We start from the raw sequence: 20,333 nt of genomic DNA, 5'->3' as shown, positions 1-20,333 counted from the left end.
TCGAAGTCCGCATCTCAGCGGCGCACAGCACGGAACACATGTCGCAACTTCCCATTTCGGGGATTGACTTCGGGGCGCTGCTCGGCCAGGTCTATGGCCACCGGACCGGCGCCCTGGGCGGCGATGAAACCTCTGAGCCGTCGGTTTACCTCTGTCCATACCGCGCACCGGTCGCTGCCGGCATCTTCGTCCAATCGGATGGTGAGGCCTGCGGGTGCAGTCTGGACGATCTGATAGCGCAACACACCGGGCGTCTCTTCGACCACGGTGGCGATTGCCATCGGAATCAAGACCACCTCACCGCCCTCTCGCGCAGGGAGTTTCAGCAGCTCGTCGGTCCGACCCTCCGGCGTCACCGTCGGTAACGGGCTGCCGCATGGGCACGGGTCGGCGGCCACGACGACGCTGTCGCCCATCTCGTAGCGGATCAGCGGCTGCACGTGGTTGGCCAGGTTGGTCAAGAGCAGCGAATCGGATCGGCGCCCGGGCGGCACCACATCGCCGGAGCTGTCGATGGGCTCGACCAGATACCAGTCGGTGTTCAGGTGCAGGTTGCCCAGGCGGCAGGGCAGCGACAGCGGGGTGGCCTCCGAAGCGTTGTAGGTTTCCGTCACGACGCAGCCGAACACATCCTGCGCGCGTTGCCGGACACTCGGCAGCAGCAGTTCGCCCCCGCTGGTAATGACGATCGGGTGAATGTTGAGCCGCCCGGCCTCCTGTTCGTCGATGAGCACACTGAGCGCGCTGGCGTAGGTGCCCAGCAGCACAGGCTGGAATTCGTTGAGATCTGCGACGATCTCCGGCAGCGGGTCCAGCACCGAGAGGAAGCGAGAGTAGCGGCGACGCACCGGATGAGCGCGTAGCCGACGCTCGAACATCACGGTAGCCACGAAATGGCCGCCGGTGGCGAACAGCGCGGCTTGGCGCGCCCCGCGGCCGAGAACGCGAAGCATCAGCCCCGGCGGCAACACCCCCGCCGACCGCGCGTACGTCAGCCCGAACATGACTGCCATCGCCCGACGATCCTCGATCAACAGTGCCGGCTCGGCCGTCGACCCCGACGTGGTGAAGACGACGTACTCGCCGAACATGTCGCGTCCGGTGTTGGCGGGATCGGCGACGAATGCCGAGACGGCCGTCCTGGTCAGCCGGGGATCGGTGACCCATTCGTCGAATCGGGCCATCAGTTCGGGCTTGTACACGGCGGGAAGCGAGGGAAGGGCTGCCAGATTCACCGGACCTCGCTGAACATCCCGGTAGTGCTCGGCGTAAAACCGCGAATGAGTGCGGGCGTGCGCAACCAGCGCCTGCAACCGCGTCGTCTGTCGGGCCGTGACCGCACCGGCGCCGCCCCGCGTGGTGCGCCAGGCGTCCCAGGCCACCCCGAAAGCCTTCATATCGCCATCAACGTACGACACAATCAGCGCCATGGGGGCCCCGGTGCTGCTGGACGGTTTGTCGGCGCAGGAGGCGGCACGGCGACTGGCGGCCGATGGGCCCAACGAATTGCCCACGGCGAAACGACGCAACCTGCTGCAAGAGGCCAGGGACGTCGTCCGGCAGCCGATGCTGCTGCTACTGCTCGGCGCGGGCGCCGTCAACTTCGCGCTGGCCGCGCTGCGCGATCTGTCTTCGCCGCGCGCCCTGGTGATCCGCGACGGCCAGCAGGTCCGCATCGCCGGACGCGATGTGGTCCGCGGGGACGTGATCCTGCCGGCCGAGGGCGACCGGGTGCCTACCGACGCAATCCTGTTGGAAGGCAACAACTTCTCGGTGGATGAATCGGCCCTGACCGGGGAATCGGTCCCGGTACGTAAGGTCGCCGGCTCGGGAGAACAGTTGTCGGCCGACATGGGGCAGCCGGGTGGCGATGCTACCCCGTGGGTGTTCTCCGGCACGCTCGCGGTCAAGGGTCACGCCATTGCGGTGGCCAAGGAAACCGGCGCCGGAACCGAGTTGGGCAAGATCGGCGCGACGCTTCCGCACGATCGACGCCGAACGCACCCCGCCGACCCGATGGACAAGGCTTTTCGCACAGTGCCGGCGTTGCGGCACGCCTTCAACTTCGGACCACTGCCTGCACTTGGCTGGCTCGTCGCGGTAGTCGCCGGTGTGGCCGGCGTCGTGTGGTTCGAGATCTACACAGCCGTTGCCGCCCGTCGGCCCACCGGAAAAGTGGAGTCGTGAAACGGGTTCCGTCGGTCTCGGTCGGTTTTCAGATCGGCACGCAACCTCCACTGGCCGCGCTACGTGCTTTTCTGGTCGGAGCGCGGGTGATGCGGCTCGACTCGGTGATGGTCATCGACCACTTCCAGAACGTCTTCCCCACCGCGATCTGGGATCGCGAACTGACCTGGCTTGCCGCGCAACGGTCAACCCCGCACGAATTCTTCGACTATCAAGTCCTACTGGGCCATCTCGCCTCGCGGGTCGGCTCCCTTCGCCTGGGAGTCGGTGTGACCGAACCCATCCGGCGCCACCCCCTGGTCATCGCCCAGGCCATGATGACGCTGTCGCATCTGACCAAACGCGCCCCTATCCTCGGCATCGGGGCCGGCGAACGAATGAACATCGACCCCTACGGGCTGGACCCCTCCGAGCCGGTGACCCGCTTGGAAGAGGCGTTACAGATCATCCGTCAGTGCTTCTACGGAGCAGGACCGATCACGTTCTCCGGCAAGCACTTCAACCTCGATCGGGCGACGATGGACCTCAAACCGGCCAGCGGACGGACCCCGCAGATCTGGGTAGCCGGACACGGTCGGCGCATGCTCGGCTTGACTGGGCGCTACGGGGACGGGTGGTATCCCGCTGCTGTGGCCTCCCCCGACGAATATGCCATCAAACTGGAGACCGTGCGGATCGCGGCCCGTAACGCCGGACGCGACCCTGCCTCGATCACCCCTGCCCTGCATCGCTTTCTGGTGGTCGCCCAATCCGAATCAGAGGTGCGGGCCATGCTGGACACCAAAGTGATTCGCGCGCTCGGGCTCATGGCGCCAGCTGATGTGTGGCGACAAGCCGGGGTGGCGCACCCGTTCGGTGAGCGGTTTAATCCCCTAGTCGACTTTGTCCCCGACCGCTATGACCGCCGGACGATGGACAATGCCATCGATGCCGTGCCCACCGAGGTGTTGACCGAAGGGCCGCTGCTGTGGGGCACTCCTGAGCAAGTGGTGGCGAAGCTTCGGCAGTTCCACACAGCCGGCTTGCGGCATGTGGTCCTGGCGCCTGTCTCAGGGCTGGTGTCCAAGCGCGCCGCCTTCTACGGCCTGCGGGCCACCGGCATGATCGCCCGCGCGCTGGCCCACTGAGCGGTCTAGGAGCGCGATGAGTTCCGCGACCCGACCGAGCACGAGCGGAAGGCATTCGTTGAACAGCAGGTGGTGATCGGTGTCGAACACGACCAGCTCTTTTGCCGGAGCGACGATTCGGGCGAAGACCTGCTTGGTGTAGTCCAGGCTGAACAAGGGGTCGCCGCGCCCGGCGACGACCACGATGGGACATGCGATGGTGCCGTCTCGGACGCCGCTCATGTCGGCGGTCAACAGGTCGGCCAGAAAGGCGACCGGGTAGGTACGCAGACTCAGTGGGTCCAATAAGAACTGCTCGGCGGTCCATGGCTCACGACAGACCCGAGTCATGTCGAGATAGACACTGAAGGAGATCGGTAGCCGGGGCACGAACTTGGCCAGCAGGCGCAGGCCACGCATCGCCGGCTGGTAGGCACGCTGAAGGAAAGACGGAAACCGTGACACCGTGATGGAAGCGGGAAGTTCGGGATCGAGGATGTTGTGAGCCACCACGCCGGCCAGCTGTCGGTCGCGGGTCACGACGATCATCGCCAGCACTCCGCCCTGACTGGAGCCCACGACCACCGGCCAGCGCCCGAATCGCGCACGCGCCCACGACGTCGCGTCCAGTGCGTTGGCGACCAGGCTTTCCAGGCGCAGGAGCCGGCCCACGCGCGGGCTCTTGCCGTGCCCCTCGAAGTGGACGCCCACGACATTGATGCCCATAGCGGCAAGCCCGTCGCAGAATTCTTCATAGAAGAGCGGATGTGTCATGGTTCCAGGCAAGAACACCGCCACCGGTCCACCCGACTGGCCATGCCACACCGACAGCACTATCGGCACATCGCAGGAGGTGATGGTCACCTCCGCGTAGCGCTCCGGGTGCTCCACCTCGTTGCGTAGCCGTTGATCCCTGTCACGCATCGGCATCCTCTACGATTCCCACCGTCGGTCGACGTACCGTCAACCCCACTGCGCCTGCACAGACCAGAAAAGTGCCACAAGTCCCTGACCAGGTCGCCATTCCTCACCTCGATGAAGGGAGTCAGTCGCCAATTACGGCACTCGCCACCAACCCGCCCCGCCTGGTGAAACACTCTCGACATGGCCTCCGGCGTCGAACTCACGCTGCGCTGCCTGGGCGCGGCCAACACCGTCACCGGCTCCAAACATCTGTTGGAAGCCGAGGGCAGGCGAATCCTGGTGGACTGCGGCCTGTTTCAGGGTGTGAAGAATTTGCGCGAGCTCAACTGGGCGCCGCTGGCCGTCGAGCCGTCAAGCATCGACGCGGTGATCGTGACCCACGCCCACCTCGATCACACCGGTTACCTGCCTCGGTTGGTCCGCGACGGGTTCCGGGGGCGCATCCTGTCCACCCAGGCGACCGCCGCAGTCGCCGAGATCATCCTGCGGGACAGTGCCTACCTGCAGGAGCGGGACGCGGCGTTCCTCAACAAGCACAAGGCCAGCAAGCATCACCCCGCCCTGCCGCTGTATGACAGCGAAGACGCCCAGAGCGCCATCGACGCATTTGACACCCACCCGTTCGGAGGCGAGTTCCGTGTCCCAGGCACCGAGGCGGCTGCGACGTTCCGCCGAGCCGGGCACATTCTTGGCGCGGCGACCGTCGAGGTGGTGTGGCACGGCCGACGCATCGTGTTCACCGGTGATCTGGGCCGTTACGACGACCCGGTGATGCACGATCCCGACCCGGTGACCACTGCGGACTACTTGGTGATGGAGTCGACCTACGGCGATCGTCTGCATGACCAGGCAGACCCCGTCAACGCACTCGCCGAGGTCATCGACTCGACAGTGGCTCGCGGCGGCACCCTGGTGATCCCGGCGTTCGCGGTCGGCAGGGCCCAGACGCTGCTCTACTACCTGTGGCAGTTACGCGCGGCGGGCAGGCTGCCGGACATCCCGGTCTACCTGGACAGCCCGATGGCGATCAATGCCAGCGACCTGCTCGGCGCCTATCGCTGTGACCACCGGCTGCGCCCGGAGGTCTACGTAGGCATGTGCGCCATGGCGACATACACCCGCGACTCCGAGCAGTCCAAGGCAATCTCAGCCAGCCGGGATCCGAAGATCGTGATCTCCGCCAGTGGGATGGCCACCGGCGGCCGCATCCTGCACCACCTCAAAGCGTTCGCCCCGGATGCCCGCAACACAATCATGATCACCGGATATCAGGTACCCGGCACCCGCGGCGCGGCGATCGCCGCCGGTCAGCGCTTCGTACGGATCCACGGCGAGTGGATCCCGATTAACGCCCAAGTCGCCAACCTGGCGATGCTGTCGGCGCACGCCGACGCCGACGAACTCATCCGTTGGGCAGCCGGGTTCGACGCGCCGCCCCGAGAAGTGTTCGTTGTCCACGGCGAACCTCAGCCTGCCGATACCCTGCGCACCCGACTGAACCGCGAATTCGGCTGGTATGCAACAGTTCCGCGGCCGAATCAAAGGTTCAGCCTCTGATTCGGTGAAACGGCGGCGAACTGCTCACCGGTCTGGCGGTCTTGGGCGAACGTGCCGGCAGTGCACCACCGCTCACCCTGGCGTTCAGCGAAACGGGGCCAGCGACGCGATTCCCCTTAGCCTCGTCGGATTCGTCGCGAGGCCGAACGTCGTTGTGGAGATCATCACGGGGTCGACGGACTGGCCAAAGCGGGTTGAACCTACTCTAGGTTCGCCAATGTCGCACGGCTTGTAACGAGCCACCTGACCTGGCTCCCCCGGATGGACTCGAACCATCAACCGTCCGATTAACAGTCGGAAGCTCTGCCAATTGAGCTACAGGGGACTACCTTCCCGCGCAAGCGTTGAGCGCTGAGCGGGCCGGGAAGTGACTCTAGCGTACCGGGCGGCCCTCATGCCAAAACGGGTGGCCAGGCGCCGACCCCACCGCGTCAGGCAGGATGGTGGGGCGAGGTTTTCGGAAGGGAGCGCAGTGATCCGGTTTCTGGCTGCACTGGGAGTGGGCTACGTCTTGGGCTCGAAGGCGGGCCGTCGGCGCTACGAGCAGATCGTGGGCACCTACCGCGCCGTGACCGGCAATCCCGCTACCAAGACGGTGATCGACGCCGGGCGCCGCAAGCTCGCCGATCGCGTATCGCCCGATCCCGACCCGAAGATGGTCACGCTGACCGAGATAGACGCAGAGACCGCCGTGGTGGAACCACGGCGGTCTGAGACGAACTAATCGGGGCTTTAATTACCCCAGCGGGATGCTGATGGTCTGGCCGGGCAGCAGCGGGCCGGTGCTCACACCGATACCGCCACCGGGCATCGACCCGGAGTCGGGACCGTACACACCGAGCTGCGGGGTACCGACGTTGACGTTGTTGTTCGAGTAGGACAGGCATTGCCCGTCGCCCCGCGAGCCGAACCAGGCCAGGCAAGTGCCGGTGGCGGTGGTCGACGCGGCGGGAGCCGTCAGCTCAGCCAGGGCCGGCACGGCAGCCGCGGCCACAGCCAGCGCGCCCATGGCGGCGATACGCCGTGCACGAATTTTCGCGGTAGTCATATCTGACCTTTCGCCGGAGACAGGCTGCGCGTTAACCATAGCGTGCTGGCCAGCCTCATGCAGTGAGGTCGTCGCCGCTGGCCTGTTCCAGCAGGCTACGCCGGTAGGCCTCCAGCGCCACCAGGTCCCCGAACAGGGCGTGATATTCGTCTCCCTGTTCCACCGGCGACATCCGCTGCAGCTTGGACTTCACCTCGGCGACTTGGCGACCGACCCACACCTCCTGCAAGCGGGCCAGCACGCCACCGATGTAGCGGGGCAGTTTCTCCTCGTCCTCCACCCGAATGGCCTCGACGCTGAGCTCGAGGATCAAGCCTTCGGCGGCGGGGGCGTTCGCGTGTCCGCGCACGCTGTCGATCCATTGCGCACCGGTCACCCCCGACGACGTCCCGCCGGCAGCCGCGATGGCCGTGCGCACCGCGGCATAGCCGGGGTGGGTGAAACTCTCCACCGTCAGCGAGTCGAACACCGGACCGGCCAGCGCCGGGTACTGCAGGGCGGCCTTGAGCGCTTCGCGTTGCGGCCACAGTGTCGGATCGCGCGGATCGGGCCGTCGTGCGCCGGCGTCACCGGCCACCTTGGGCCGGGCCTGCGCCGCTCTCCGGTTGTCGCCCCGCACGCCGGGCTTGTGGCCGGCCTCCTCCCGGACCCGCGAGATCACCTGCGCGACGTCGTCCCAGCCGACCCAGCCCGCAAGCTGGCGGGCGTACTCGTCACGCAGCGTCGGATCCTTGATCTGGGCGACCATCGGCACGCAGCGGCGCAAGGCCGACACCCGCCCCTCGGCCTGCTCGAGGTCATGGTCGGCCAGCGCCGTGCGGATCGCGAACTCGAACAGCGGCGTGCGCCGCGCCACCAGGTCACGCAGCGCGCCGTCGCCAAACCGGAGTCTGACATCGCACGGATCCAGCCCCGCCAATTTCTCTTCCGTGGCCACCGCAACGAAACTCTGGCCGGCCAGGTTCTGTTCGCCCTCGAACGCCTTGAGCGCCGCCGCACGCCCGGCGGCGTCGCCGTCGAAGACGTAGATGAGTTCGCCGCGGAAGAATTTGTCGTCCATCATCAGCCGCCGCAGCATCGACAGGTGCTCGTCGCCGAACGCGGTGCCGCACGAGGCGACCGCGGTGGTGACACCGGCCAGGTGCATGGCCATCACGTCGGTGTAGCCCTCGACCACGACGGCCTGGTGCCCCTTGGCGATGTCGCGTTTGGCCAGGTCGATGCCGAAGAGCACGTTGGACTTCTTGTACAACACCGTTTCCGGGGTGTTGACGTACTTGGCTTCCATCTGGTCGTCGTCGAAGATGCGGCGCGCCCCGAAGCCGACGACTTCGCCGCTGGCGGTGCGGATCGGCCACAGCAGCCGGCGATGGAACCGGTCCATCGGACCGCGCCGACCCTCCCGGGACAGCCCGGCCGCTTCGAGTTCCTTGAACTCGAAGCCCTTTCGAATCAGATGCTTGGTCAGCGAATCCCAGCCCGACGGAGCGAAGCCGCACCCGAACTGGCGGGCCGCGGCGGCGTCGAAGTTGCGCTCGGTCAAGTACTTCCGCGCCGGGGCCGCCTCTTCGGAATCCAGCGCGGCGGCGTAGAACTCCTGGGCGGCGATATTGGCGGCGATCAGCCGGCTGCGGCTGCCGCGGTCGCGCTGCACGCTGGTGCCGCCACCGGTGTAGGTCACCGAGTAGCCAATTCGGTCGGCCAGCGTCTCCACGGCTTCGACGAAGCTGACGTGCTCGATCTTCTGCATAAAGGCGTAGACGTCGCCGCCCTCACCGCAGCCGAAGCAGTGGAAATGGCCGTGGTTGGGGCGGACATGGAACGACGGCGACTTCTCGTCGTGGAACGGGCAGATGCCCTTCAGCGAATCGGCACCGGCACGGCGCAGCTGGACGTAGTCGCCCACCACCTCTTCGATGCGCACCCGATCGCGGATGGCGGCGATGTCACGCTCGGGGATCCGACCCTTCCGGTCGCTCCCCCCGCTCACCGCTGCCATCGGCACAGTCTAAAGCGCGCCGAGATGGTCCACGCCGCGTCGGCCAGCGCCGCCGCCGCACGATGTCGCCGTGAACTTGCTGCAAATTTCCGTACTTTGGTTTGGGTTGCCTTACCTCGATGCGTAGATTCCTTTATCGTTAGCTTCCGCAGCATCGTGACTCTCGAACCGGAGGACTGCCCGTGCGCCGAGCGCGCCGCCAGCGCGACAATTCCCGTCTTGGCCCAGAACATCCGGAAACCTTGGTTGACCTACCGGTTGGTGTCACTGCAAACATCGTCACCCTCGACCCCACCGCACCCGCGGACGTTCTGACCCGGCTACGGCACCTGGGTTTTAGAAGCGGGGTCGAAGTCACGAAATTGCGCACCGCTCCGTTGCGCGACCCGTCCCTTTACCGCCTACTCGGCTACGACACCTGCCTGCGCCGCCGCGAAGCGGCGCACGTGCGGGTCAAGAGCCAGCCGTGAGCTCGTCCTGTCATGACCAAGGTCCAGTCGCCGCGCCTGCCGACCAAACCCGCATCGCGCTGATCGGAAGTCCTAACGCGGGAAAGACCAGCGTCTTCAATCAGCTCACCGGGATGCGCGCCCGCACCGGCAACTACCCCGGTGTGACCGTCAGCCGCAGCGTCGGCACCGCCCGCTATCGCGGGCCCAACGGTGAAACGAAGTTCACCATCGAGGATCTGCCCGGCACCTACAGCCTGCAGCCCATCAGTCCTGACGAACAGGTCGTCTACGACCTGCTCAACGGTGAACTAGCCAAGATCGCTCCACCGGAAGCGCTCGCCGTCGTCGTCGATGCGACGGTGTTCGAACGATCGCTGTCCCTGGTCGCGCAGATACTCGGCCTGGGCAAGCCGACGCTGCTCATCGTCACCATGACCGACGAACTCGCCGCCCGCGGCGGCCGGCTGGACACGGACGCGCTGGCGACCGCATTGGGAATTCCCACTGCCGCCGTCGTCGCCAACCGAGGCAGGGGGTTCGACGCCCTGCGTGCCCTGCTGTCGGCGCCGCACGAGTGGTCGCGCACCCCGATACCACCACCACTCGATGATGCCGAGTTCACCAGCTGGACCGCCTCGATCCTGAAGGCAGCCCACTACCGGCTCCCCGAACCCGACGGCCGCAGTGCACGAATCGACCGCATCCTGCTGCACCCGCTGTTGGGATCACTGGCCTTCCTGGTGGTGATGTTCTCGTTCTTCCAAGTGGTGTTCACCGTCGCCGCCCCGTTCCAGGCCATGATCACCGACTTCTTCGACTGGCTGGGTAGCTTCGTTGCCCAAAACGTGCACAACAGCGTGGTCGCCGGACTGATCGGCAACGGCATCATCGGCGGGGTCGGGACGGTACTGGCGTTCATCCCCCAGATCGTGTTGATGTTCCTGCTGATCGCGTTGCTGGAGAACGTCGGCTACATGTCGCGCGCGGCCTTCCTCGTTGACCGTCTGATGGCGACCACCGGTCTGGAGGGCCGGGCCTTCGTGGCCATGTTGTCGTCGTTGGCCTGCGCGGTCCCCGGCATCATGGCGACTCGCACCCTGCCGTCCTCGCGGGACCGGATTGCCACCGCCATGGCCGCCCCGCTGATGACCTGCTCGGCGCGTCTGCCCGTGTTCATCTTGTTGATCGGGCTGCTGGTCAAACCGGATCAGCGTTGGGGACCTGTCTCGATCCAGGGTGCGGCGATGTTCGGGCTGTATCTACTGGGTGGAGTGTCGGCGATGGCCGCTGCCTGGCTGTTCAAAGCGACGGTGCTGGGCGGTGACAGTCTTCCGTTCTACATGGAGATGCCACCCTATCGATTCCCCCCGGTCAAATCCGTCTTGCTGACAATGTGGGATGCAGCAAAAGCCTTCCTGCGCAAGGCCGGAACGATCATCCTGGCGACGTCGATCGTCTTGTGGTTCTTGCTGAATCTGCCGACCCGAACCGCTCAGGTTGCCGGCATGGACGACAACGCCGCCGCTGCTGTCGTCGTCGAGAACTCCTTCGCCGCCCACATCGGTAAGTTCCTCCAGCCGGTGTTCGATCCCCTCGGCTTCGACTGGCGCATCTGCGTAGGACTGATCGGAGCGATGGCCGCCCGCGAAGTCTTCGTGGCGACCCTGGGCCAAATTTTCGCGGCCACCGATCCCGAGAACCCGACGACGGCGGTGCAATCGGCGTTGTACACCTCTGGACCACACCAGGGTGAGCTGCTCTTCACCGCACCCACGGTGGTCGCGCTGCTGGTGTTCTTCGTCTACGCCCTGCAGTGCATGTCGACGGTGGCGACGATCAGACGTGAAACAAATTCCTGGCGTTGGCCCTTGGTGGCCTGGACGTACATGTTCGTGCTGGCCTGGATCGGGGCATTCGTCGCCCGTCACATCACCCTGTGGTTGACCGGATGACGCTGTCGGTACCTGCCCTGCACCCGGAACGCACCGACGACCCTCGGTTGCTGCGCTGGCTGATCGGCTCGCGCCAGCTGCCCGGCTGCCCGCCGCAACTGACCGCCCTCATCGACGAAGGCGTTCTCGAACGGGCCGAGATCAGCGCCGGCGAAGTGCATACCTGGCTGGGCGTCGACAGGTCCTGGACCCACGACGGACCGCGGGTCCGCTCGGCGTTGTTGGCCGCCTTGTCGGCACCGAACAGTGGCGAGAACCTCAGCACGGAGGAAACGCTTCGCCGGATCGCGGACCTCGTGGAGCGCGCTGTGGCCCCCACCGCGGCGTCGCACGGCGGCGACGTGACGGTCCGGTCACTGTGCGACGGGGTGCTCACCGTGGAGTTTCACGGCGCGTGCCGAGGGTGCACCGGACGCGGACGAACCCTCAGTGAGCTGATCACCACCACCGTCCGCGCTCACTTTCCCCAGGTACGGGAGGTCCGGGCCGCACAACCGCGGCGCAGGTGGCTGGCCATGCCCGTTCGGCGCGCGGACTGACGACTGCGAGTTCGCCGAGAGTGAGCCGGTGCTCAGCCTTTCCGGGCATCCATTAATTCTGCTGACGCCTGTTCGCTATCCGTTAAGACAATTCCGCATTTCGGGCTATGCCCCTCCGCCGGCCATTTTCGGCGCGGACGCGTCAGCCACGGAATTTGTCGCGAGTTCACGGGCGACGTAGGCCTCCAGGTCAAAAATATTGCCCGCCGCCTGGTCCACCACTGCCAGCAGCGTGGACATGCTGGCGACTTCCTCGACCTGCTCCTGGAGGAACCACTGCATGAACCGCTCGCCCAGAAAGTCACTCTCGTCCCTGGCCGCCCTGGTCAGTTCAGTGATCTGTTCTGTTACCCGCTTCTCTTGAGCCAGAGCCAATTCCACCGCATCGTGAACCGATTCGAACTTCGTGATCACCGGGTCCAAGCCCTGGAGGTCGACGTCGATATCCCGGTCGAGCAGATACTGCACCATCATCAGAGCGTGGCTGCGCTCCTCGGCGGACTGGGTGTAGAACCGCTTGGACATCTGCGGCAGGTGCATCGAATCGAAATAGATGGCGACGGCCAGATATTGGTGCGCAGCGGTGAATTCACGCTGAATTTGTCGATGAAGTAGCGCCAGGAATGCGCTCTGCGCGCCACCATTGTCTTTGGTCACGGGCGCACGATATCTGCGTGCGATCCGCAGCACAAGATCTACGTTTGTCGGCAATTTGCCACTGTGGTGCCGTTCAGAGGGCTAGGACGCCACGATCCGCTCCAGCCGACCCTCGGTGAACGACGCGATCTGATCGACGACGACCCGCATCCGGGCCGCGTCGTCGGCGGCGGCGTTGAACTCCGGCGCGAACACCGGATCCAGCGTTGCCGGCGCACCGTCGAGCAGCCAGTTCGCCACCCGGTGGATGCGTTCTCGCTGCCGTTCCTGCAGCTCGAGATGCCGGGGGTCGGACATGATGAACTGCAACGCCAGCGTCTTGAGCACCGTCACCTCGGCCCGCACCGTCTCGGGTACGTGCAGCTGGGCCTGATAGCGCACCAGCGGCTGCGGACCGGCCAGCTCATGGGTCAGAGTGACCGCCGCCGAGGCGAACCGGCCCACCAGCTCACTGGTGAGCCGCTTGAGCGCCACCGAAGCGGTGAGCGTGCCGTCGTACTTGCCGACGGCCGCGACCACCGGCAGCTGCGACAGCCGCCGCGCCGCGGCCTCCAGACCGTCTGCACCCAACGCCTGGGCAGCGTCGATCGAGTTGGACTCCCCCAGCCGGCCCAGGGCCGCCGCGGCGTCGCTGTCGGCCAGCACCCGCAGGTCGATGCGGCCCGAGACCACGCCGTCCTCGACGTCGTGCACCGAGTAGGCCACGTCGTCGGCCCAGTCCATCACCTGTGACTCCAGGCAGGGTTGCTGCGCGGGAGCGTCGCCGCGGACCCACTGCGCCAGCTCCCGGTCGTCGGCGTAGAAGCCGAATTTGCGTCCCCGTTCCCCCCGGAACCACGGGTACTTGGTGACGGCGTCCAGTGCGGCGCGAGTCAGGTTGAGACCGACGCTACGCCCCTGAGCGTCAAGCACTTTCGGCTCGATGCGGGTCAGGATGCGGAAGTTCTGCGCATTGCCCTCGAAACCGCCGCACGCTGCGGCGAACTCGTTGAGTGCGCGTTCCCCGTTGTGGCCGTATGGCGGGTGGCCGATGTCGTGGGCCAGTCCGGCCATGTCGACCAGATCCGGATCGCACCCCAGGGGCAGCGCCATTCCCCGGCCGATCTGGGCCACCTCCAGGGAATGGGTCAGTCGGGTGCGCGGATTCTCGCTCTCCCGCGGTCCGACCACCTGGGTCTTGTCCGCCAGGCGGCGGAGGGCAGCACAGTGCAGCACCCGGGCGCGGTCGCGCGCGAAGTCAGTGCGATGTTCGGTCGCCGTACCGGGCAGCCCGGCAGTCTTGGGCAGTTCGCGCACCACCCGTTCACGGTCGGCCTCGTCGTAGTGGCCGTGCTGATTCGTTGTCACCGAGGCACAGTCTGCCAGCATCACCGACCCGTCGATTACACCCGACTTCGGCCGGTCCGTCGCCCCGGCGCTACTACATTGGCCCTCATGCGCCTCGCCCGTCTGCTCAGCCTGCTCGCGGCGGTCCTCACCGCCGCCACCCTGATGGCGCCCGCCGCCGGGGCTGAGCCGCCGTTCCGGCTGCCCGGCTACGTCACCGACAACGCCGGCGCCCTGGACGGCGGACAGGTCGCCGAGGTGCAGCGTGCCGTCGACAGTCTCTACAACGCACGCCGCGTGCGGCTGTGGGTGGTCTTCGTCGACTCCTTCTCGCCGAAGGGCGCCGTTGCCTGGACCCAGGACACCCGAGTGGTCAGTGATCTGGGCGACCAGGACGCAATCCTCGCGGTGGCGACCGGGCAACGGTCCTACGCCTTCCTGGTGCCCCCCGCCGCCGCAGGCGGCACATCGACGCAGATCGACGACATCCGTCGCGACAAGATCGAACCGGCCCTGCGTGACAACGACTGGGCCGGGGCGGCGGTCGCGGCCGCCGACGGCCTGGCCGCCACCGGCTCCGGCGCTTCGGGCGGTGGCCTGTCGCTCTTCTCGGTGCTGATCATCGTGGCGGTGATCGCGCTGCTCCTGGCCGCGCTGCTGGTGTGGAGCCGGCGCCGGCGGCGCAAGCGGCACGAGGCCGAGGTGGAGGCGGCCAAGCGGGTCGACCCGACCGATCCCACTGCGCTGGCCGCGGTGCCGCTGGACGCGCTCGACGAGCTGTCCCGCTCGATCGTCGTCGACGTGGACAATGCCATGCGCACCAGCGGCAACGAACTGGTGCTGGCCGTCGAGGAGTTCGGCCAGCAGCAGACGGCGCCGTTCGCGCGCGCCGTGGAGAACGCCAAGGGAACGCTGCAGCAGGCGTTCAACGTGCGCCAGCAGCTCGACGACGCGGTGCCCGAAACCGCTGCCGAGCGCCGCGATCTGTTGACCCGGGTCGTGGTGGCAGCGGCGCGGGCCAACCGGGAACTCGACGCGCAGACCGAGTCCTTTCACCAGCTGCGCGATCTGGTCATCAACGCCCCCGACCGGCTCGACGTCCTGACCCGCCAGCTGGTCGACGTCAGCGCCCGCATCGACCCGGCGCAACAGACCTTGACCCAGCTGCACGACGAGTTCGCCGAATCGGCGCTGGCGTCGGTGGCGCGCAACGTCAATGCCGCCAAGGAGCGGCTGGCTTTCGCCGAGGAGTCGATCACCCGCGCCCGCGAGCTGGTGGCCAAGCCGGTAGCCGGCAAGCAGACCGAACTCGTCGACTGTGTGCGGGCCGCCGAAGCTGCTCTGCAGCAAGCCGGTTCGATGCTGGACGCGGTGGACAGCGCAGCCAGCGACATCCGCAGGGCGGTCGCCACGCTGCCCGCGGCCATCGCCGACATTCAGCAGGGCATCACCGCCGCGGCCGGCCAGCTGGCGCAGGGCGGGTTGGCCAACGCCACCGAACTGGCGGCGGCGCGCGACGCCGCGATCAAAGCCGTCACGGATGCCCAAGCCAACGGTGCCGCAGATCCGTTGGGCGCCTTCACCGAACTGACCCAGGCCGACGCCGACCTGGACCGGCTACTGGCCACGGTGGCCGAAGAACGCCAGACCACCGAGCGGCTCGGGCGGGCCTTCGACCAGGCGCTGTTCACCGCCCAGTCGCGGGTGCGCTCGGTGTCCGACTACGTCGACACCCGCCGCGGCAGCGTCGGGCCCGAAGCACGGACTCGGCTGAATCAGGCTGTGCGCCAACTTGAAGCGGCTCAGGCCAAGAAGACGTCGAACATCTCCGAGGCGATCGCCCACGCCAACGGCGCCTCGATGCTGGCCGCTCAAGCTCAGCAGTTGGCCAACTCCGACGTCCAGTACGCCCAGCAGGCTTACATGAACCGGCACGGCGGCGGCGGATCGTCGAACATGGGCGCGGTGATCGGCGGAATCATCCTCGGCAACATCCTCTCCGGCGGTATGCGCGGCGGGGGGGTCGGCGGCGAGGGCTGGACGTCCACCACCTTCGGTGGCTCGCAGGGATCCTCCGGCGGCGGGATGTTCGGCGGCGGCGGACGGTTCTAGCCAGCTAGCCCTTGAGCCGCGCCGCCAGGTAGTCGACCACTGCGTCCAGGGCGATACGTTCCTGCGACATCGAATCACGCTCGCGCACCGTGACCGCATGATCCTCGAGGGTGTCGAAGTCGACCGTCACGCATAACGGCGTGCCGATCTCGTCCTGGCGGCGGTAGCGCCGGCCGATCGCACCGGCATCGTCGAACTCGATGTTCCAGTACTTGCGCAACTCCGCGGCCAGGTCTTTAGCCTTGGGGCTCAGGTCGGCGTGCCGCGATAGCGGCAACACTGCGGCCTTGACCGGCGCGAGCCGCGGGTCGAGCCGCAGCACCGTGCGTTTGTCCACCCCGCCCTTGGCGTTGGGCGCCTCGTCCTCGGCGTAGGCGTCGACCAGGAACGCCATGAACGAACGGGTCAGTCCCGCTGCGGGTTCGATGACGTAGGGGACGTAGCGGGTGTCGCTGCCCTGGTCGTAGAACGACAGGTCGACGCCGGAGTGCTGCGAATGCGTCTTGAGGTCGAAGTCGGTGCGGTTGGCCACACCCTCGAGCTCACCCCACGGGTTGCCGTGGAAGCCGAACTTGTACTCGATATCGACGGTGCGATCCGAGTAGTGCGACAGCTTCTCCTTGGGATGCTCGTAGAGCCGAAGGTTCTCCGGGTCGATGCCGAGGTCGACGTACCACTGCAGTCGGGTGTCGATCCAGTACTGGTGCCACTCGCGCGCGGAGTCGGGCTCGACGAAGAACTCCATCTCCATCTGTTCGAACTCACGCGTGCGGAAGATGAAATTGCCCGGGGTGATCTCGTTGCGGAAGCTCTTGCCGATCTGGCCGATGCCGAACGGCGGCTTCTTGCGTGAGGTGGTCACCACGTTGGCGAAGTTCACGAAGATACCTTGCGCGGTCTCCGGGCGCAGATAGTGCAGACCCTCCTCGGATTCGATCGGGCCGAGGTAGGTCTTGAGCATCATGTTGAAGTCGCGGGGCTCGGTCCATTGGCCCTTGGTGCCGCAGTCCGGGCAGACGATCTCGCTCATCGGCACCGAATCGGGGTCGACACCCTTCTTGGCGGCATACGCCTCCTGCAGGTGGTCCTGACGATGCCGCTTGTGGCAGTTGAGGCATTCGACCAGCGGGTCGTTGAACACCGCGACGTGACCGGAGGCCACCCACACTTCACGCGGCAGGATGATCGAGCTGTCCAGGCCGACGACGTCGTCGCGGCCGGTCACCACCGAGCGCCACCACTGGCGCTTGATGTTCTCCTTGAGCTCGACGCCGAGCGGACCGTAGTCCCACGCCGACTTGGTACCGCCGTAGATCTCACCGGACTGGTACACCAGACCACGTCGCTTGGCCAGGTTGACGACGGAATCGATCACGGACGCCACGATCGGAGCCACTCCTGTCTGTGCACGGATAACAGCCACTCAGCCTAGCTACGCGACGATGCCGGGCCGGACCGGCCCTGAAGAGGAACGACGCAGGTCTGCCCAAGCTACCCCGCGGACGCTGCCGCGTCGCCTTTGACATGCATGATCATGCATGCAACAGTGGAGATTAAGTGGAAATGATTTCCAATAGCATGCCCGCGCAGGAGGTGCCGAGATGACCGCGCCCAGCCACGGTCGAGTCGACGATCTGACACTGCCCCGGCCTGACATCCTGGATCGCGCCGGCGAGCTGCTGCGCGCGCTCGCCGCCCCGGTCCGCATCTCGATCGTGCTCCAGCTACGGGAATCCGCGCGCTGCGTCCACGAACTCGTCGACGCGCTCGACGTGCCGCAACCGCTGGTCAGCCAGCATCTGCGGATCCTCAAGGCGGCCGGCGTGGTGGCCGGGGAACGATCCGGCCGCGAAGTGATGTACCGGCTGGTCGACCACCACCTCGCCGACATCATCGTCGCAGCGATCAGCCACGCCGGTGAGGAGCAGCCATGACCGGAGCCGACATCCGGCCGCGCGCCGCAGGCACCGGGGTGCGCGCCACCCGTCAGCGGGCGGCCATCATCGAGCTGCTCGACACCGTCGACGAGTTCCGTTCCGCGCAGGAACTGCACGACGAGCTGCGCCGCCGCGGCGAGAACATCGGGCTGACCACCGTCTACCGCACCCTGCAGTCACTGTCGGCCGGCGATCTGGTGGACATGGTCCGCACCGATACCGGTGAATCGATGTACCGGCGCTGCTCGGCCCCCGATCACCACCATCATCTGGTGTGCCGGCGTTGCGGCTCGACCGTCGAGGTCAGCGGCCGCGAGGTCGAAGCCTGGGCCGCCGAAGTCGCTGAGGCGCATGGCTTTACCGAGGTGAGTCATACCATCGAGCTGTTCGGCACCTGTGCGGACTGCGGGACCTGACCGGACCGGACCGGTGAGCGCTAACCGCTCAGTGCCGCGCGGGCCTCGACCCCGCCGGCGAGCACCATCAGCGCCAGCGTCTGCAGCGCGCTATTGGCCAGTCCCTCACCGGGGAAGTTGTAGCGCAGCATCACATCGCCGCGCTTACCGGGCTGCTCGATCAGCGTGACGGTTCCCAGCATCGTCGCCGCCGCCTGCGCCGCAACACGTTTGCGCAGTTCGGCACTCAACGGCAGATCCCATGCCAACACCTGGGTCACTGAAACCATCTCGATACCCTCGGCGATGGCCACGGTACGCAAGGAGGCGAACGTCCCCTCGTAACGGACGGTCAGCGCACCATCGGGGTCGACCTCGACGTGCATCACGTCCGAAAGCGCTTGCGCCAGCCTGGTTGCCAGTTCGCCGGTCATTCAGGCGCGGCCGAAGCGCCGGTTGCGCTCGGCATATTCCTCGCACGCCGACCACAGGTCGCGGCGGTCGTAATCGGGCCAGAGCTTGTCCTGGAACACATATTCGGCGTACGCGGCCTGCCAGAGCATGAAGTTGCTCGACCGCTGCTCCCCCGACGTACGGATGAACAGATCCACGTCCGGGATGTCGGGCCGGTGCAGGTGCTCGGTGATGGTGGCCTCGTTCACCCGCTCTGGATCGATCCGGCCCGCCGCGGCGTCACGCGCGATCTGCCGTGCCGCCTCGGCGATCTCGGCCCGGCCGCCGTAATTGACGCAGTAGTTCACGGTGATGACGTCGTTGTCGACGGTCATGTTCTCGGCAATGTCGAATTCTTTGATCACGCTGCGCCACATCCGCGCCCTCGACCCGACCCAGCGCATCCGCACGCCCATGATGTCGAGATTCTCCCGTCGGCGGCGCACCACCTCCCGGTTGAACCCCATCAGGAAGCGCACCTCCTCGGCGCTGCGCCGCCAGTTCTCGGTGGAGAAGGCGTAGACCGTCAGATGCTTGATCCCGATCTCGATGGCGCCACAGGTGATGTCGATCAGCACCGCCTCGCCCATCTTGTGGCCCTCGGTCCGACTCAGTCCGCGCTGGGTGGCCCAGCGTCCGTTGCCGTCCATGACGACGGCGACGTGTTTGGGCATCTGATCGGCCGAAATGGCGGGCGGGGCGGCTTTGGACGTGTGCTGGGGTGGACGGCGCGGCCCCCCGCCGGGGGCCGGGGGCAGCTGCGGGAACACCACCGGCCACACCGAGGTGTCCGGGAACATCGGGTAGTCATCGGGCGCCGGGGGCAGCTGGGGGAACTGTTCGGACCGCCTGCGCTCAGCCCCCCGCCACGAGCTGGTCACCCGGTTCATCGCCATGGGGCACATCCTGCCTGAACATCTCCTTACCTTGGGTAGTGGGCTGGCGGTAGGCACGCTCCACCAGCGGCAGCGTCCGCAGCTGGCGTTCGAGGTGCCACTGCAGATGCGCGGCCACCAGCCCGCTGGCGTGACTGCGATGCGACGGCGTCGAAGCCTCCGCGGTTTCCCAGTCACCGTCGTGCAGCGCCGACATCAGATCCAGCACCGCCTGCGGCGGGGTGGTCGAGCCGGACGGGCGACAGTGCATGCAGACACTGCCACCTGCGGCGATGTGGAAGGCGCGGTGCGGGCCCGGCGCCGCACAGCGTGCACATTCGGTCAGCGACGGCGCCCACCCGGCGATACCCATCGCGCGCAGCAGGTAGGCGTCCAGCACCAGCTCACGCGACCGAGCACCGTCGGCCACCGCCCGCAGCGCCCCGACCGTCAGGCGGTGCAGGGCCGGCGCGGGGGCCCGCTCCTCCCCCGCGAGCCGCTCGGCCGTCTCCAGCACGGCACACGCACTGGTGTAGCGGCCGTAGTCACTGACGATGTCGGTGGCGAAGGCGTCGATGGAGACCACCTGGGTGACGATGTCCAGATTGCGGCCGGGATGCAGCTGGACGTCGATGTGCGCGAACGGCTCCAACCGGGAGCCGAACTTGCTGCGGGTACGGCGAACCCCCTTGGCGACCGCGCGGACCAGGCCGTGGTCGCGGGTCAGCAGGGTGACGATGCGGTCAGCCTCGCCGAGCTTGTGCTGGCGCAGCACGACCGCCCGATCCCGGTAAAGCCGCATTCGACAAGTTTC

20 protein-coding genes and 1 tRNA gene are annotated in these 20,333 nt (G+C 66.8%); 10 read left to right on the top strand and 11 right to left on the bottom strand.

Annotation, left to right across the window (positions count from 1 at the left end; translation table 11 throughout):
- Positions 1–14: 14 nt before the first annotated feature.
- Entirely contained in the window at positions 15–1,418 is a 1,404-nt protein-coding gene (locus tag ACXDF8_RS13625; protein WP_457223790.1) for a phenylacetate--CoA ligase family protein, read from the bottom strand.
- Positions 1,419–1,428: 10 nt separating this feature from the next.
- Here ACXDF8_RS13625 and ACXDF8_RS13620 point away from each other — a divergent pair, with 10 nt between their 5' ends.
- Together ACXDF8_RS13620 and ACXDF8_RS13615 are read left to right on the top strand one after the other, a co-directional pair.
- Entirely contained in the window at positions 1,429–2,187 is a 759-nt protein-coding gene (locus ACXDF8_RS13620) for a P-type ATPase actuator domain-containing protein (protein WP_457223789.1), read from the top strand.
- The gene (locus tag ACXDF8_RS13615; protein WP_457223788.1) at positions 2,184–3,314 is read left to right on the top strand and encodes an LLM class flavin-dependent oxidoreductase; all 1,131 of its coding nucleotides are present in this window, start codon (positions 2,184–2,186) and stop codon (positions 3,312–3,314) included. Before ACXDF8_RS13620 ends, ACXDF8_RS13615 begins: the two co-directional genes overlap by 4 nt.
- Here ACXDF8_RS13615 and ACXDF8_RS13610 read toward each other — a convergent pair.
- On the bottom strand, positions 3,237–4,217 hold the full coding sequence (locus ACXDF8_RS13610; RefSeq protein ID WP_457223787.1) for an alpha/beta hydrolase: 981 nt from the start codon (positions 4,215–4,217) through the stop codon (positions 3,237–3,239). The genes ACXDF8_RS13615 and ACXDF8_RS13610 overlap by 78 nt on opposite strands.
- 180 nt (positions 4,218–4,397) lie before the next feature.
- On the opposite strand from ACXDF8_RS13610, the gene ACXDF8_RS13605 reads away from it, so the two are divergent.
- Positions 4,398–5,774 carry an MBL fold metallo-hydrolase RNA specificity domain-containing protein gene (locus ACXDF8_RS13605; protein WP_457223786.1) on the top strand — a complete coding sequence of 459 codons (1,377 nt, stop codon included), beginning with the start codon at positions 4,398–4,400 and terminating at the stop codon, positions 5,772–5,774.
- 249 nt (positions 5,775–6,023) lie between these two features.
- Here the strand turns inward: ACXDF8_RS13605 and ACXDF8_RS13600 are convergent.
- Positions 6,024–6,099 (bottom strand) — tRNA-Asn (locus tag ACXDF8_RS13600).
- A gap of 147 nt (positions 6,100–6,246) precedes the next feature.
- Here ACXDF8_RS13600 and ACXDF8_RS13595 point away from each other — a divergent pair.
- On the top strand, positions 6,247–6,498 hold the full coding sequence (locus ACXDF8_RS13595; RefSeq protein ID WP_457223785.1) for a hypothetical protein: 252 nt from the start codon (positions 6,247–6,249) through the stop codon (positions 6,496–6,498).
- A 12-nt stretch (positions 6,499–6,510) separates the two neighbouring features.
- On the opposite strand, the gene ACXDF8_RS13590 is transcribed toward ACXDF8_RS13595, so the two are convergent.
- Both ACXDF8_RS13590 and dnaG read right to left on the bottom strand, forming a co-directional pair.
- Positions 6,511–6,822 (bottom strand): DUF7155 family protein, encoded by a 312-nt coding sequence (locus tag ACXDF8_RS13590; RefSeq protein WP_457223784.1) that lies wholly within the window; start codon positions 6,820–6,822, stop codon positions 6,511–6,513.
- 55 nt (positions 6,823–6,877) lie between these two features.
- Positions 6,878–8,821, bottom strand: coding sequence for a DNA primase (dnaG, locus tag ACXDF8_RS13585; RefSeq protein ID WP_457223783.1), 1,944 nt, complete (start codon positions 8,819–8,821; stop codon positions 6,878–6,880).
- A gap of 182 nt (positions 8,822–9,003) precedes the next feature.
- On the opposite strand from dnaG, the gene ACXDF8_RS13580 reads away from it, so the two are divergent.
- Genes ACXDF8_RS13580 through ACXDF8_RS13570 form a run of 3 tightly spaced genes read left to right on the top strand, consistent with a single transcriptional unit; the run spans position 9,004 to position 11,764 of the window.
- Complete coding sequence (locus ACXDF8_RS13580; protein WP_457223782.1) at positions 9,004–9,291, top strand: FeoA family protein; 288 nt, start codon at positions 9,004–9,006, stop codon at positions 9,289–9,291.
- Positions 9,288–11,225, top strand: a complete 1,938-nt coding sequence (gene feoB / locus ACXDF8_RS13575) for a ferrous iron transporter B (RefSeq protein WP_457223781.1) — start codon at positions 9,288–9,290, stop codon at positions 11,223–11,225. Before ACXDF8_RS13580 ends, feoB begins: the two co-directional genes overlap by 4 nt.
- Positions 11,222–11,764, top strand: a complete 543-nt coding sequence (locus ACXDF8_RS13570; RefSeq protein ID WP_457223780.1) for a NifU family protein — start codon at positions 11,222–11,224, stop codon at positions 11,762–11,764. Before feoB ends, ACXDF8_RS13570 begins: the two co-directional genes overlap by 4 nt.
- Positions 11,765–11,869: 105 nt before the next feature.
- On the opposite strand, the gene ACXDF8_RS13565 is transcribed toward ACXDF8_RS13570, so the two are convergent.
- Together ACXDF8_RS13565 and ACXDF8_RS13560 are read right to left on the bottom strand one after the other, a co-directional pair.
- Entirely contained in the window at positions 11,870–12,421 is a 552-nt protein-coding gene (locus ACXDF8_RS13565; protein WP_457223779.1) for a ferritin, read from the bottom strand.
- 81 nt (positions 12,422–12,502) lie between these two features.
- On the bottom strand, positions 12,503–13,789 hold the full coding sequence (locus tag ACXDF8_RS13560; protein WP_457223778.1) for a deoxyguanosinetriphosphate triphosphohydrolase: 1,287 nt from the start codon (positions 13,787–13,789) through the stop codon (positions 12,503–12,505).
- A gap of 66 nt (positions 13,790–13,855) precedes the next feature.
- Here ACXDF8_RS13560 and ACXDF8_RS13555 point away from each other — a divergent pair, with 66 nt between their 5' ends.
- Positions 13,856–15,859 (top strand): TPM domain-containing protein, encoded by a 2,004-nt coding sequence (locus ACXDF8_RS13555; RefSeq protein ID WP_457223777.1) that lies wholly within the window; start codon positions 13,856–13,858, stop codon positions 15,857–15,859.
- Positions 15,860–15,863: 4 nt separating this feature from the next.
- Here ACXDF8_RS13555 and ACXDF8_RS13550 read toward each other — a convergent pair whose 3' ends face one another.
- Complete coding sequence (locus ACXDF8_RS13550) at positions 15,864–17,243, bottom strand: glycine--tRNA ligase (RefSeq protein ID WP_457223776.1); 1,380 nt, start codon at positions 17,241–17,243, stop codon at positions 15,864–15,866.
- A 217-nt stretch (positions 17,244–17,460) separates the two neighbouring features.
- Here ACXDF8_RS13550 and ACXDF8_RS13545 point away from each other — a divergent pair, with 217 nt between their 5' ends.
- Positions 17,461–17,793, top strand: a complete 333-nt coding sequence (locus ACXDF8_RS13545; protein ID WP_457223775.1) for an ArsR/SmtB family transcription factor — start codon at positions 17,461–17,463, stop codon at positions 17,791–17,793.
- Positions 17,790–18,212 carry a Fur family transcriptional regulator gene (locus tag ACXDF8_RS13540; protein WP_457223774.1) on the top strand — a complete coding sequence of 141 codons (423 nt, stop codon included), beginning with the start codon at positions 17,790–17,792 and terminating at the stop codon, positions 18,210–18,212. The genes ACXDF8_RS13545 and ACXDF8_RS13540 overlap by 4 nt, the downstream gene beginning before the upstream one ends.
- Positions 18,213–18,232: 20 nt before the next feature.
- On the opposite strand, the gene ACXDF8_RS13535 is transcribed toward ACXDF8_RS13540, so the two are convergent.
- The 3 genes from ACXDF8_RS13535 to recO are packed head-to-tail and all read right to left on the bottom strand — an operon-like array spanning position 18,233 to position 20,321.
- Positions 18,233–18,625 (bottom strand): hypothetical protein, encoded by a 393-nt coding sequence (locus ACXDF8_RS13535; protein WP_457223773.1) that lies wholly within the window; start codon positions 18,623–18,625, stop codon positions 18,233–18,235.
- The gene (locus ACXDF8_RS13530) at positions 18,626–19,540 is read right to left on the bottom strand and encodes a decaprenyl diphosphate synthase (protein ID WP_457223772.1); all 915 of its coding nucleotides are present in this window, start codon (positions 19,538–19,540) and stop codon (positions 18,626–18,628) included.
- Complete coding sequence (gene recO, locus ACXDF8_RS13525) at positions 19,500–20,321, bottom strand: DNA repair protein RecO (protein ID WP_457223771.1); 822 nt, start codon at positions 20,319–20,321, stop codon at positions 19,500–19,502. The genes ACXDF8_RS13530 and recO overlap by 41 nt, the downstream gene beginning before the upstream one ends.
- Positions 20,322–20,333: the final 12 nt, after the last annotated feature.

The sequence above is a fragment of the Mycolicibacterium sp. CBM1 genome (genome assembly GCF_054073305.1).
Note: the sequence above shows the minus strand (reverse complement) of the source record. Positions and strands in the feature narration are given on the sequence as shown.